12 protein-coding genes are annotated in these 14,770 nt (G+C 39.4%); 7 read left to right on the top strand and 5 right to left on the bottom strand.

Annotated elements, in window-relative coordinates; genetic code table 11:
* Window positions 1–5: 5 nt before the first annotated feature.
* Window positions 6–2,408 (bottom strand): zinc-dependent metalloprotease, encoded by a 2,403-nt coding sequence (locus tag D2V08_RS16270; protein WP_119609456.1) that lies wholly within the window; start codon window positions 2,406–2,408, stop codon window positions 6–8.
* Window positions 2,409–2,633: 225 nt separating this feature from the next.
* Between D2V08_RS16270 and prfB the strand changes: the two genes are divergently transcribed.
* The 5 genes from prfB to fumC all read left to right on the top strand — a co-directional run bounded on the left by prfB (window position 2,634) and on the right by fumC (window position 9,110).
* Window positions 2,634–3,735 (top strand): peptide chain release factor 2 gene (prfB, locus tag D2V08_RS16265; protein WP_119609454.1). Its coding sequence is split into 2 segments (ribosomal slippage): window positions 2,634–2,696 and window positions 2,698–3,735, totalling 1,101 coding nucleotides; the frame shifts between segments, so codons are not numbered across the junction.
* Window positions 3,736–3,745: 10 nt separating this feature from the next.
* Window positions 3,746–4,087, top strand: coding sequence for an arsenate reductase (glutaredoxin) (gene arsC, locus D2V08_RS16260; RefSeq protein WP_119609452.1), 342 nt, complete (start codon window positions 3,746–3,748; stop codon window positions 4,085–4,087).
* Between the two features lie 68 nt (window positions 4,088–4,155).
* Entirely contained in the window at window positions 4,156–4,641 is a 486-nt protein-coding gene (locus D2V08_RS16255; RefSeq protein WP_119609450.1) for a hypothetical protein, read from the top strand.
* 101 nt (window positions 4,642–4,742) lie between these two features.
* Entirely contained in the window at window positions 4,743–7,223 is a 2,481-nt protein-coding gene (locus D2V08_RS16250) for a TonB-dependent receptor (RefSeq protein ID WP_119609448.1), read from the top strand.
* A 489-nt stretch (window positions 7,224–7,712) separates the two neighbouring features.
* Window positions 7,713–9,110, top strand: coding sequence for a class II fumarate hydratase (gene fumC / locus D2V08_RS16245; RefSeq protein WP_119609446.1), 1,398 nt, complete (start codon window positions 7,713–7,715; stop codon window positions 9,108–9,110).
* A 77-nt stretch (window positions 9,111–9,187) separates the two neighbouring features.
* On the opposite strand, the gene D2V08_RS16240 is transcribed toward fumC, so the two are convergent.
* The gene (locus tag D2V08_RS16240; protein WP_119609444.1) at window positions 9,188–10,078 is read right to left on the bottom strand and encodes a DUF8428 domain-containing protein; all 891 of its coding nucleotides are present in this window, start codon (window positions 10,076–10,078) and stop codon (window positions 9,188–9,190) included.
* 169 nt (window positions 10,079–10,247) lie between these two features.
* Between D2V08_RS16240 and D2V08_RS16235 the strand changes: the two genes are divergently transcribed.
* A complete protein-coding gene (locus D2V08_RS16235) occupies window positions 10,248–11,042 on the top strand; it encodes an MBL fold metallo-hydrolase (RefSeq protein ID WP_119609442.1) in 795 nt (264 codons plus the stop codon).
* 65 nt (window positions 11,043–11,107) lie between these two features.
* Entirely contained in the window at window positions 11,108–11,794 is a 687-nt protein-coding gene (locus D2V08_RS16230; RefSeq protein ID WP_119609440.1) for a hypothetical protein, read from the top strand.
* 11 nt (window positions 11,795–11,805) lie between these two features.
* Here D2V08_RS16230 and ettA read toward each other — a convergent pair whose 3' ends face one another.
* The 3 genes from ettA to D2V08_RS16215 form a co-directional block, all read right to left on the bottom strand.
* The gene (ettA, locus tag D2V08_RS16225) at window positions 11,806–13,497 is read right to left on the bottom strand and encodes an energy-dependent translational throttle protein EttA (protein ID WP_119609438.1); all 1,692 of its coding nucleotides are present in this window, start codon (window positions 13,495–13,497) and stop codon (window positions 11,806–11,808) included.
* A gap of 33 nt (window positions 13,498–13,530) precedes the next feature.
* Window positions 13,531–13,713, bottom strand: coding sequence for a CAL67264 family membrane protein (locus D2V08_RS17415; protein ID WP_041801594.1), 183 nt, complete (start codon window positions 13,711–13,713; stop codon window positions 13,531–13,533).
* Between the two features lie 66 nt (window positions 13,714–13,779).
* The gene (locus tag D2V08_RS16215) at window positions 13,780–14,763 is read right to left on the bottom strand and encodes a Gfo/Idh/MocA family protein (RefSeq protein ID WP_119609436.1); all 984 of its coding nucleotides are present in this window, start codon (window positions 14,761–14,763) and stop codon (window positions 13,780–13,782) included.
* Window positions 14,764–14,770 lie beyond the last annotated feature (7 nt).

Below are 14,770 nucleotides of genomic sequence, written 5' to 3'. Positions count from 1 at the left end.
ATAATTTAGTCCATGCAGTCCATACCAATGGGCGACCCATCCGGTATTTTGGAAACTGGAATCAGTTTAAATTCAGAAGGCTTTTTCATGAAAGCATCAATTCTTTTTACCATTTCGGCAGAAATAGCGTTTTTGCCATTACTCAGCAATTTTGTCTTTAAATTGTTCAAAGCTTCATTGGCAATGGCATTTACTTGTGGGTGTACATCATCATGAGCTGCCAAGTTCATAATATGATAAAGCACTCTAAAATTGATAGTATTCTGCACTTCTTCTTCGTAAGCATCACGGTGAGACAAGTCAAAAGTACCTTTTATGGTTTCATCCAATACTTCTTGTAACCCCATTTGTCCTTTATCCAAGCTCTTTTGCTGAATCAATCGTGATGCACGTTCTGGATGCAGCAATAATTCCAATGTCATATCTGCAGCAGTCTCAGCAACGGAAAGTGCATCAAAACTCACGCCTGTTCTTCCTTTAAAAGATTCCCTGGAACGACCAAAACCAATCGCTCTCGGAGGAAAAAGGTCCAATTTATCCTTGGGAACAGCAATAACTTCAGCATCCAATGTTTTAAGGATTGATTCCATAGCTGCTTCCTGAATAGTTTCATTTATGGGTTTAACAGGCGTTTGACCTCCATCTTTAACAGCATAATTGTAATCCAAACCTCCTATTACTTTGGAAACGGCTTCGGTTTGATATCTGTGGAAGAAATAAAGTGGTACAAAAACATCTTCCAAAACTGAATAAGCCTCACCACTTCTAATATTATCTACTGAAAAATTCTCGATGGCCTTTTCTCGTATCTCTAACATACTTTCCAACTCTTGACCAGCATTTTTCCCATTATCCCACAAGTGAGCCAATGCATGTGCACCTCCTTTTGGACGGGCATCTTGATCGGATATGTAACGTAGTCCATCGTCTTGGGCTTTCTTTAAAATAGCATTCAAGGCCTCTTCTTCATCGGTATTACTGGGAAAATCGGAATATGCAAAGGCAACAATAACCTTGTCCCATTCCCCAATTCCTGTATCATAAGCATTATCAAATTTGATTTCACCACCTTCCAACTCAAACTGTGGGTGAGGGTAATCCATTACGGAAGCTCTATTGTTGGTGCTAGCTGCAAAATTATGTGTGAAACCAAGTGTATGTCCGATTTCGTGTGCGGAAAGTTGACGGATTCTCGCCAAGGCCAATTCCAACATTGGCTCATAATTATCGTCTCTTTCTTCAAATGGTTTGTTCATTAATGCTTGAGCAATCATAAAATCTTGACGGATGCGAAGACTTCCCAAACTAACATGGCCTTTCAGAATTTCTCCTGTTCGTGGGTCAACAACACTAGCTCCATAGCTCCATCCTCTTGTGGAACGGTGTACCCATTGCACCACATTGTAACGAACATCTAGAGGGTCAGCATCATCTGGAAGCATTTTCATTTGGAATGCATTTTTGTATCCTGCAGCTTCAAAGGCTTGGTTCCACCATTTACCTCCGTCCAACAAAGCAGAACGCACTGGTTCTGGAGTACCGTTATCCAAATAATATATAATTGGTTCTACTGCTTCGCTTACTTCGGCGTTCGGGTCTTTCTTTTCTAAACGGTGCCTTCTAATAAATCTTTTTACCAACGATTCTTGGACAGGAGTTGCGTAATCAAAATAAGAAAAAGGGTAGCCTCCACTGCGCGTATCAAAAAGTCGCTTCTCAAAATTATCGTCAGGAAGTTCGATCAATGAATGGTGCTGTGCTACAGTGACCAAACTAGCCGTTGGTGCTACAGAACGAATCCAAGCACCCTGTGGGTCCCCCTTAAAGGTAAGGGCTACATCAAACTCTACATTTTTTGGGAAAGCTTTGGTGCGGTCAAAGGCCAAAGCACTTTTCGACTTGTCCAGGCTATAGGAGCCTTGCTTAGCTCTTTTTAATCTATTGGAAACCCCATGGGCATCTCGCATTAAAAAATCGGTAAAATCTATAAGGTAACTTCCCTTGGATTCTTCGACAATTTCGAAACCCTCCAAAATAGATTTTGCAAAGGCCTGCTCTACAGATTTTCTTTCCAATTCGTTATCGGTGATGGCCCTAAATTTTTGATTGGGCTGAACCAAAAGCAGTTTTTTCCCTGCTTTTTTGAAATACACAACCTGTTCATTACCCAATTGTCCTCGGTCAAGACCAATATCGTTGCTTCCTATTCCGCTGCTAAGGGAATAGACATATAAAAAATCTGTTTCCAGGTCATCTACCTGAAGGTAGATTTTGTCGCTGGAATCATCATAATAAAAATTGAAAAAACCATTGAATTTTTGAAAGTCTTTTGCCTTTTCAAAGGTTTGTGCCCCTAAGGAGGTGCACACAAAATAAAATAAAGCGATGAGCGTAGTAGTGTTCTTCATAACCTGGTTGAAATATTGAGCTTAAAAATATGGAAATCATTTTAAATATCCCTGTCAAAAAATCATATGTATCAATAAGTGAAAATTTGATGAAATTGAATCAAAATTTTTATGTATTTCGTTTTTTTCTACCCTCTATCTAATATTTTGATTTTATAAATAGTATTCCATCTAACGCAAGGTCATGTGCAGAAAGAAACTTATTTTTACCTCAAAATAGAATACATGGTAACCACAGATCAGCAGAAAGATCTTATTGAGCGCCTTGGTGCGTTAAGGAGGTATCTTTGACATTGATGCCAAACTTATTGAAATAGAAAACGAGGAAGAAAAAACCCTCGCTCCAGGTTTTTGGGATAATCCGCAAGAAGCCCAAAAACAAATGCAGTCTATTAAATCCAAAAAGAACTGGGTAGAAGATTTTGAGGAAGCCAAAACATTGATTGGCGACCTTGAGGTGCTTATGGAATTTCAACAAGCTGGTGAGGTTTCCGAAGAAGAAGTCACCAAACAGTTTGACAAATCCCAATTGGCCATTGAAAAACTGGAGTTCCGCAATATGCTTTCGGACGAAGGTGACGAACTTACAGCCGTACTGCAAATTACGGCAGGAGCTGGTGGTACGGAAAGCTGCGATTGGGCCTCCATGCTTATGCGTATGTATATGATGTGGGCCGAAAAGAACGGCTATAAAATTAAAGAACTCAACTACCAGGCAGGGGATGTAGCCGGAATCAAGACCGTTACATTGGAAATTGAAGGTGAATATGCCTTTGGATGGCTCAAAGGTGAAAATGGGGTACATCGTTTGGTGCGCATCTCCCCTTTTGACAGTAACGCTAAAAGACATACTTCCTTTGCTTCCGTTTATGTGTATCCACTGGTGGACGACAGTATTGAAATTGAAGTAAACCCATCAGATATTGAAATTACTACAGCACGTTCCAGTGGTGCTGGAGGGCAAAATGTGAACAAAGTGGAAACCAAAGTTCAATTAGTGCATAAACCTACTGGAATTCAAATCTCGTGTTCAGATTCACGTTCACAGCACGATAACAGGGCTACGGCCATGAAAATGTTGAAATCTCAGTTGTACGAAATAGAGCTTCGTAAAAAACAAGAGGCTCGAGCCGAAATTGAATCCTCAAAAATGAAGATTGAGTGGGGGTCACAAATTCGTAACTACGTGATGCATCCCTATAAATTGGTCAAAGATGTGCGCACAGGAGAAGAAACCGGCAATGTGGATGCCGTAATGGACGGAGACTTGGATGCCTTTTTAAAAGCCTATTTAATGATGATGGGGCAAAAAGAAGAACAGGAATAACAAAAGAATCATGATTAAAATATACCATAATCCACGATGCAGAAAATCCAGAGAAGGATTGGCCATTCTTGAAAAATCTGGAAAAGAGTTCGAAGTTGTAAAATACTTGGATGATGTTCCTAGCAAGGAAGAATTGCAAACAATAATTGAGTATTTGGGGATTTCTCCAATTGATTTGGTTCGAAAGACCGAAGCCATCTGGAAAGAGAAGTTTAAAGGTAAAACCTTATCGGATGATGAGGTGATTACCGCTATGGCCGAAAACCCAAAATTGATAGAACGGCCCATTGTTGTCAATGGGAAAAAGGCTGTCGTGGGCAGGCCTCCAGAAAATATTTCCAAATTGCTATAATCCTGATATCCAATTACATTTAACATAGGTTCCAAGCATAAATTAAACCTAAATAGTATCTTTATCCCATGAAAAGTACGCAAACCCTGTTCTATATTACCTTACTAATTGGTGTTTTGGCCTTTAACGACCTGTCTGCACAATACGGTTATGGATCACCCTACGGCAGACGTAGTATGTACGGTAGAGGTCGGAGCGCAATTCCGCAAGCAGGTCCTGTGGAAACTCAAAAAGACGAAACTCCTCCTACCGCCGAGGAACTTGTGGACGGACAAATGCCTTCTATCACGGAAGCATTAGGTTTAGACCCTTTTGAAGAGGCCATTGTAAGAACTACTCTTGTTCAATCTGTACAGCAACGAATAGAACTTCAAATATTGGAGTTGGAACCTCTTAAAATGAAAGAGGAGGTTGAAAAAATAAAAAGGCGTCAAGACGCAGAATTAAAGGCAGGTCTTCCCGAGGATAAATATGAAGCCTTTATGGAACTCCAAGAAAATCGATTCAAGGCCAAGAAGAAAAAGAAGAAGAAGAAAAAGAAAAGCAGGGATTAACAATTCTTTAAGGTCATTCGCAGGATCAAATATGTTGTTGAGGGGTAAATATTTTATGCCCTCTTTTTTTCAAACAATTTTTGCATAGTAAAAATCAAACTATGCAAAGGATTATCATTCCTATACTACTTTTAACCTTGTCCACTTTTCAAGGTATAGCCCAACAAAGACAAAGACCTATTAAAATTTCGGGAAAGGTAATAGATTCAGATTCTGGACAACCTCTGGAATATGCCACATTTGTATTGCAGAATGCCGAAAACCCAGACCAAGTTACCGGAGGAATAACAGATATCTCGGGTAATTTTGAAGTAGAGGCAGGTCCTGGAACCTATAATATCAGTGTTGAATATATATCTTACAAAACTTATTCGCTAAAAGGGCAAACCTATAACTCAAACACAAACCTAGGTTCCATTACCTTATCGCCAGATGTTGCCCAGCTCGCAGAGGTTGAGGTCGTCGGTGAAAAAACCACTGTAGAGGTACGGTTGGATAAAAAAGTATACAATATTGGAAAAGATATTACCACGAGTGGCGGTAACGTAAGTGATGCATTGGGCAACATACCATCTGTTTCCGTTGATGTAGAAGGAGGTATAAGTTTAAGAGGTAATGATAATGTTCGTATCCTTATTAATGGTAAGCCATCCGCTTTGGCTGGTTTTGGTTCAACCGATGTACTACAGCAACTACCAGCCGATGCTATTGAAAAGGTAGAGGTGATCACCAGTCCTTCTGCTCGTTATGATGCTGAAGGAACGGCAGGTATTTTGAATATTGTACTCAAAAAAGAGAAAACTTTGGGGGTCAACGGTTCCGTTAATCTTACGGGAGGAATCCCTTTTAATGCTCGGGCCACTACCAACTTTAATATCAGAACTGAGAAGTTCAATATATTTAACACTCTAGGTTATTTTCACAGAGAATCTCCAGGAGGTGGTTACAATGATAATACCTATCTGTCCGAACAAAGTGAATTTGATAGAATTTACGAAGACAGGGATATTAGTCGAAATGACGATGGTTTCAACATAAACTTGGGAATGGAGTATTTCTTAACAGAAAAATCGTCCATTACAGGTAGTTTCTTCTATAGATGGTCAGATGAGAACGATTTGACAGAAAATGATAACCAACGATTTTCTGATGGAAGCCTTAACAGTAGAACATTTAGAACAGAAGACCAAGCTGAGAAAGACAATAGCCGGCAATTCTCTTTTAATTACACCAATAACATTGATGACAACGGACAAAAATTGACCGCAGATTTTCAGTATTCCTATGATAATGAAGATGTATTGACGGAAATCCGAGAAGACCGCTCCATTCCAACTGACAGTCTAATTGCTCTGGAAAATATTTACGAGAAGCAAAAACAAGATGACATTTTGGCCCAGATTGATTACGTATTGCCTATGGGTGATGCGCAATTTGAAGCGGGCTATCGTGGTACCTTTAAAAAAGAAGTAAACGATTACCAGTTGGACACTCTTGATCAAGGAACGGGTAATTTCATTACCAATCAAGACCTCACCAACATATTTACGTATCACGAAAATGTAAATGCCCTTTACACCCAATACGGTAACAAATACGGCAAGTTTTCCGTTCTACTTGGTTTACGTTTGGAAAATACTGAGTTAAGAGGTGAAGTAGATGCCAGTATTGATAGTCAGGCCTTGGAAGAACTTGTAGGTGAAGATGTTGATCTTAACTTTGATAAGAACTATTTAGGACTTTTCCCAACCGTGAATTTGGTTTACGAAATTTCGAAAACCCAAAATATTTCTCTTGGTTATAACAGGAGAATAAACAGGCCTAGGGGTTGGTTTATTAACCCATTCCCATCTAGATCCAGTAGAACCAACGTTTTTCAGGGAAATCCAGATTTGGACCCTGCCTTTGCCAATGCATTTGACCTTGGTTACATGAAAAGATGGAAAAAGATAACATTCACCTCTTCTGTTTACTATCAACGAGAAACACAATCTTTTGAATTTATTACAGAAAATACCGGTCAATTTACTTCAGATGGTATCCAGATTATCCGAAGGGTTCCCATCAACTTGTCTACTAACGAACGTATTGGTGCGGAGGCTGGAATAATTTATAGTCCTGCTAAATGGTGGCGAATGAACGGAAGTTTTAACTTCTTTACTTTCTCCTCGGACGGATCATTCAATGGTGTTGATTATGGAACGACCAACTCAAGCTATTTTACCCGTTTGAGCTCCAAGTTTACATTACCTGGAAAAATAGAGCTACAGGCCAACTCCTTTTATATTGGGCCTAGGCAAAATGCACAAACAGAATCGGACCCGATATTCTCTTTAAACCTAGCAGTAAGTAAAGATCTGTTTGACGACAAGGCCACACTTTCATTAAATGTTAGTGACTTGTTCAACTCAAGAAAACGCCGATCATTTACACAAACACCTACTTTTACATCGGACAGTGAGTTCCAATGGAGGCAAAGACAGGTTAACTTATCTTTTATATATCGATTTAACCAACCTAAGGAGCAACGTCAGCGAGGCGGAAGACAAGGTGGTGGAGATGATGACGAAGGACAATATTAAGGGTAGTAATCTAGAAACAGAAACCAACCAACCTCTATACAATGAAAAAAGGAAGCCATTCGGCTTCCTTTTTTTTTATGTTTTAAATTGAAACGATAAGAAACTGTTTCAGTATAAACAGTTCTTTAGTTTGGTGTTGACTAAAAAACAAAAAGAAGCCGAATGGCTTCTTTTTTTATTCTTCTAGTTGGGCCTGTTTGGCCTCTTTTCTCTCTTTAAACATTTCCCTTAGGTTACCAATCAACCAATAAGGTACTACAAAGGTCAACAAGAATATCATCAACCAAAAACCGATTGTTAAAATTGTTAGAAAAGCTAAAAAACCTAAATATTGGTCAAAATCGAACATCTTTAATCCTTTTGTTTTAACAAAGATACTTTCTTCTAATCAAAAAAAACAAATAGATGAGCAAAAAAAAGTGTATTTATTCCAATCAACTACCATATAAATGGCCTATATCCTACCTTTGTAAGACAAAATTTTAAACTATGAGTTTTAGGATTGAAAAAGATACCATGGGCGAGGTAAAAGTACCTGCCGATAAATATTGGGGAGCCCAGACCGAACGTTCCCGCAATAACTTTAAAATTGGTGCCCCTGCATCCATGCCTTTGGATGTGGTTTACGGGTTTGCCTATTTAAAAAAGGCCGCAGCCTATGCCAATCAAGAACTAGGTGTGCTAAGTCTAGAAAAAAGAGATTTAATTGCCCAAGTTTGTGATGAAATTCTTGATGGCAAACACGATGATCAATTTCCACTGGTCATTTGGCAAACGGGTTCCGGCACCCAAAGCAACATGAACGTAAATGAGGTAATTGCCAACCGTGCGCATGAAATTGCTGGGAAAAAGATTGGTGAAGGTGAAAAAACCATCCAGCCCAATGACGATGTAAACAAGAGCCAATCCTCCAACGATACCTTTCCAACAGGAATGCATATCGCGGCTTATAAAAAAATAGTTGAGGTTACCATTCCGGGGGTAGAACAGCTCAAAAATACTTTGGATAAAAAATCCAAGGGGTTTAAGGATGTGGTCAAAATTGGTAGAACTCACCTAATGGATGCCACTCCCCTCACCTTGGGACAGGAGTTTTCTGGTTATGTTTCGCAATTGGACCATGGTTTGAAGGCACTAAAGAATACCTTGGCACACTTGAGCGAACTTGCCTTGGGCGGTACTGCCGTAGGTACTGGTTTAAATACGCCAAAAGGATATGATGTTCTTGTTGCAAAATATATTGCTGAATTTACCGGTAAGCCTTTTGTAACCGCAGAAAACAAGTTTGAAGCACTGGCAGCACACGATGCCATTGTAGAAAGCCATGGTGCCTTGAAACAATTGGCTGTTTCTTTGAACAAAATTGCGAACGATATCCGTATGATGGCTTCTGGTCCACGCTCGGGAATTGGTGAAATTATAATCCCGGCCAACGAACCAGGAAGCTCCATTATGCCTGGAAAAGTAAACCCTACCCAATGTGAAGCACTGACCATGGTTTGTGCACAGGTTATGGGTAACGATGTTGCGATTAGTGTGGGTGGAACGCAAGGTCATTACGAGCTAAACGTATTTAAGCCAGTAATGGCGGCCAACATTTTACAATCGGCCCAATTGATCGGTGATGCGTGCGTGAGTTTTGATGTGAACTGTGCTTCTGGCATAGAACCAAATCATGAAATCATTAATACTTTATTGAACAACTCATTGATGTTGGTTACCGCTTTAAATACCAAAATAGGGTATTACAAAGCTGCAGAGATTGCCAATACAGCACATAAAAACGGTACTACACTTAGGGAAGAGGCCGTTAATCTTGGTTATGTGACCCCCGAAGAATATGATGAGTGGGTGAAACCAGAGGATATGGTTGGTAGCCTTAAATAAGGGTTTAAACTTAGAGAACATAAAAAGGCCCATCCAAAATTGGATGGGCCTTGTATTATGGTGATAGTGTGTGTTTCTTATTTCAATTCGAAGCTGGAAGTACCCAACAATTTCAATTTGCTGTCATAAACATTTACCATATAGTTTCCTTTCTGGAAATCTCCACTTGGTTTGTTTATGTAATCGCATACATCCAAAGCATCGTTTTCGTAGTAGAAGTTAGTTCCTTTACTATAAGTAAGAGAGCTTCCTTCTTCCGTAGTTTTTGTCAAACTTTCACCTAAGACATTACCTTGTGGACCAAGAACTTCGATATAGAATTCTCTGTCACCAGCTTCAGCAATTACGTTATCGGCAATAGTAAAACAAACTTTAAATTTATCGGTAGCTCTAGCTCTAGAAGTTGAAACCAATTTACCACTGTTTCTTTCTTTAATGGCATCAACACTGATAGTGTTTAGGTTAAGAGCAGAACCTTTTTCAACGGCATCAGCCAATTGAGTGTTCTGGATAATCAAAGAATCGTTGAAAACAGTTTGTTGTTCCAATTCAGCAAAAGTACTGTCTCTTTGCATGGCCAACAAACTGTTGGATTGTGTCAAGGAATCTACTTGCTTCAATAATTCTTCTCTTTCTTTTTTAAGAACACTTACTTGTCTTCTGTAACGTGAAAGTGTAGCAATATCAGCTTTCATGCTGCTTACAGAATCGATATACTTTGCAATGTTGTCTCTAGCTGCAACCAACTCTTCATTGGTGGCATTGCTTTCCAAAATAGCTTTGTCGTATTCAGACTTCAAGTTGTTCAAATCCTCAACAACCAATTCTTTCTCTTGTGTAAGAGCTTCTGTTGTTTGTTTTTTATCTTGGTAAAGACTCACAGTGTAAATAATGGTTCCTAAAAGAACTACACCCAACAGACCGGCAATTACTTTCAATCCGTTATTGTTATTTTTTGTTTCAGTCATAACTTTTTGTTTTAATTGATTCTCGTTTAAGGTTTTTAATCAATCGTGTTTGGTTTATATACGCATCAGGTTTCTATTTGGATTATTTGGATGAAAAATATTCTTGATAAAAAATTATGATTCTGTCTTTTATCCCTTATTTTTAAAAGGATATAAAAACAAGTAACCCATGAAAAAAAATATCATTCTTACTGTCAGCGCATTACTATTGCTCTTTGCTTCTTGTAAAGAGAAAAAGGAAAAACAAGAAGAAACTGCGGAGATGGAAACCAAAATTGAAGTAGAAGCTCCTGCTCCAGCCGAAATAATTCCCATTGAACATGCCACAGCTGTAATTGAATGGGACGGCAATACCATATATATTGATCCTGTTGGCGGTAAAGCCGCTTTTGAGGGTCAAAAATCACCGGACATTATCTTTATTACTGATGAACATGGTGATCATTATAATACCGATACATTAAATGAATTGGACTTGGAAGGAGTAAAAATCATAGCTCCAGAAGCAGTAGCTATTCAAATGCCTGAAGAATTATCTTCCAAGACCACCACAATGAAAAATGGCGAGACTAAAGAAATAGCTGGTTTTTCCGTAAAAGCCATCCCCATGTACAACTTGCGTGAAGAGGCTAAAGATTTTCACACTAAAGGAAGAGGAAATGGTTACGTGTTTACTTTTGGTAATGAACGAATTTATTTTTCTGGAGATACCGAAGATATTCCTGAGATGCGTTCGCTTGAAAATATTGACAAAGCTTTCATTTGCATGAACCTGCCTTACACTATGACCGTTGAGAGTGCTGCCGATGCTGTATTGGAATTTAAACCAAAGCAAGTGTATCCATATCATTTTAGAGGAAGACCAGAGGTCAGTGATGTTGAAAAATTCAAAACAATTGTAAACGAAGGGGATTCCAGCATTGAAGTGGTTCAACTGGATTGGTATCCCAACGAAGATTATTAAATCTGTGAAATAATAACACGATTTCATCGTTAGAAGAACAAACTTAATAACCAAAAAACTTGAATATGGCTCCCAAATCCCATGTTTTAGTAGTCTTGGCAATATTTTTTGCCGTCCAAGCTACCTATTCAAATCAATGTGATAATTTTTACGCTAAAGTGACCTACGCCCTAAGCCATGGTAAAAAAGCCATGGAAGCCACTAACTTTGAGCATCAGATGTATTATGCTGAAAGGGCTCTAACAGCTCTGGAAAAATCAGAAACTTATATGGCCGAGTGCAGTTGCGAAAAAGCCAAGAACAAAACCTTGGACGCAATGGAAACCTTGGAACAAGCAATAAAGCCCGCCGACTGGGAAGCTGGTAGGTTCTTTACCAAAAAGGCCATAGGTGAAATCAATGAATTGATCACTATTATTGATCAATGTACACTTGGCACTTCTACAACTACTGAAGCCACGGTAGAAATGACCACTTCTTATGAAGAAAACCCTGTAGCAGAGGAAACTGAAACGGAATCTGTAAACTCCATGGAATTGGAAATGATCAAGGTGTTTGAAAAACATGCCGATGATAAACTCCAATCAGCAGAGCAAGCTATTGAACAATTGATAGAATTATCCAATTCGATTGGCTCAACTCCTATAAACAACAATCAAGACCCCAATAGTTTGTCAGCACACCAAAAAGCCTATTTGGAGAAAGCCAAAAAAATATTGGAGGAAGGAATCAAAAATTTAGGAGGGGAATAATATTTTCTCCATCAACGAATCAATTTTTTGTACTTGATACGCTTGGGCATGATATCCGTTCCCAAGCGTTTCTTTTTGTTCTCCTCGTAATCAGAGAAAGAACCTTCAAAGAAATATACCTGAGAATCGCCTTCAAAGGCAAGGATGTGCGTACAGATTCTATCCAAGAACCATCTGTCGTGGGAAATAATCACTGCACAACCTGCAAAGTTTTCCAAACCTTCTTCCAAGGCACGGAGCGTATTCACATCCAGATCGTTGGTAGGCTCATCCAAAAGCAGCACGTTACCCTCTTCTTTTAAGGTCATTGCCAAATGCAGGCGGTTACGTTCTCCACCTGAAAGCATATTCACTTTTTTGTTCTGCTCACTGCCCGAAAAATTAAATCGACTTAGATAGGCACGGGAATTCACTTGCTTCCCTCCCATCATGATCAATTCTTGGCTGTCACTAAAGTTTTCCCAAATGGATTTTTCAGGATCAATATTGGAGTGCGACTGATCAACGTAAGCCAATTTAGCCGTATCACCAACAATAAACTCACCTTTATCGGGAGTTTCCTCTCCCATGATCATTTTAAAAATTGTCGTCTTACCAGCACCGTTCGGTCCAATAATGCCGACAATCCCTGCCTGTGGCAAATTAAAGTTCAAGTTTTCGTACAGCAATTTGTCTCCAAAAGCTTTGCTTACGTCCTTGGCCTCAATCACATTGGTTCCCAAACGCGGTCCATTGGGGATGTAAATCTCCAACTTCTCCTCCATCTGTTTTTGATCTTGGCTCAGAAGTTTATCGTAATTCTTTAAACGGGCTTTTTGCTTCGCCTGTCTACCTTTGGCACCTTGTCGAACCCAATCCAACTCTCGTTCCAACGTTTTTTGACGCTTGGACGCTTGTTTACTCTCTTGCTCCAAACGTTTCGCCTTTTGGTCCAACCAGCTCGAGTAGTTTCCTTTCCAAGGAATTCCTTCCCCACGGTCCAGTTCCAAAATCCACCCAGCCACATTATCCAAAAAGTAGCGGTCGTGCGTTACCGCAATCACCGTTCCTTTATATTGTGCCAAATGGTGTTCCAGCCAATGTACGGATTCAGCATCCAAGTGGTTGGTAGGCTCATCCAATAAAAGCACATCGGGTTCTTTCAACAACAAACGACATAATGCCACCCTTCTGCGTTCCCCACCGGAAAGCACACTTATTTTTTTATCGGATTCTGGAGTACGAAGGGCATCCATCGCAATCTCCAGTTTTGTATCGAGTTCCCAAGCGTTAGAGGCATCTATTTTATCTTGGAGCGCTGCTTGTTTGTCCATCAACTTTTGCATCTTGTCCGCATCCTCATACACTTCGGGCAGACCAAACATATCGTTGATTTTATTATACTCATCTAAAATGGCTACGGTCTCGGCTACGCCTTCCTTTACTACTTCCAGAACGGTTTTATCTTCATCCAATTGAGGCTCTTGCTCTAAATAACCTACAGAATACCCGGGCGAAAAAACAACATCCCCTTGATAGTTTTTATCTACACCCGCAATTATTTTCAGCAAGGTGGACTTACCCGAACCATTGAGACCCAAAATTCCAATTTTAGCCCCATAGAAAAAGCTTAGGTAAATATTTTTGAGTACCGGGGTATTGGCCGTTTTAAAGGTCTTGGTAACCCCAGACATTGAAAAAATGACTTTTTTATCGTCTGACATCTACTATAAATTAAATTGTTTTTGAAAAAGAGGCTATACTCTACCTTTTAGGGCATTAAACACCCATGCTACGGCAAAAAATCCAATTCCAACAGCAGCAAAGCCCCATCCTGCTACTTCATCATATTTAAAAGCTCCAAGTGCAATCATTCCCAAACCTACCAAAATCATAATCCATGTGGCATAGGCCAGCACCGTGTTCTTATTCATTCCCATTATATATATTTCTGAAGAATTTCAAATATCGTAAAAATAGAGATAATGTAAAGTTATTATTAAGGATTATGTTTCAAAAGGAAAGCTTATACCGCATATTTCCCTAACCGTGTCCAATAACTCTGATAAATCCAAGCTATTTTGATGCGACCAAAGGTCACTCTCAATTTTATGCTCCTTCAAACATTTATGAACCTCCAAAATTTCGTGATAATAACCAAACCCTGTCAATGGCAGCTCAAACTTATTGGTTTGCTCATCTTTGACCAAAGTATATCCATCGGCATGGTGCCATCTTGGGTTCAAAAACAATTCTCCCTCGGTACCGGATATTTCGGCTTCCATTCTGGAGTTACTGGTAAGCCCACTGTACAATACGGACTGGGCGCTTTCATAGTCAAAAATCATACTGGTTTGGAGTTCCGTACCATTCTCATGAAACTTAGAAGTTGCCATAATCTCATCTGGCATACCCAACAACAAATAAGATAGAAAAATGGGGTAAATACCTATATCCAATATACTGCCCGAAGCTAAATTGGGATTCAATAATCTAGAGTCCAAACCTTTGTCTAAACCGTAAAATGCAAAATCTGCATATAGGTATTTGAGTTCCCCAATATCCCCAGCATCAACCAACTGTTTTACTTTCTGGATGGAGGGATTAAATCTAGACCACATGGCCTCCATCAAAAATGCATTGTGCTTCTTGGATGTATTTACCTGTTCAACCACCTCTGGCCTATTGACGCCCATCGGTTTTTCACACAAAACCCCAATACCGTTTTCAAGTGCTTTTACGGACAAATCTTTATGAAAATTATGAGGCGTAGCTATATACACCACATCCACTTTTCCAGATTGGAACAATACATCATAATCTCCAAAAGTATGTTTTACTCCGTATTCATCGGCAAATTCCTTAGCCCGTTCCATTGATCGTGACGCCACAGCCGTGACTTCCGCATCATCAACCAACAGTAAATCTGACACAAATTTTCTAGCTATGTTTCCCGGGCCAACAATGCCCCATCGTATTTTGGTTTCCATATACTTC

Origin of the sequence: Flagellimonas lutimaris, from assembly GCF_003581615.1 — a bacterium.
Lineage (GTDB): Bacteria > Bacteroidota > Bacteroidia > Flavobacteriales > Flavobacteriaceae > Flagellimonas > Flagellimonas lutimaris.
Note: the sequence above shows the minus strand (reverse complement) of the source record. Positions and strands in the feature narration are given on the sequence as shown.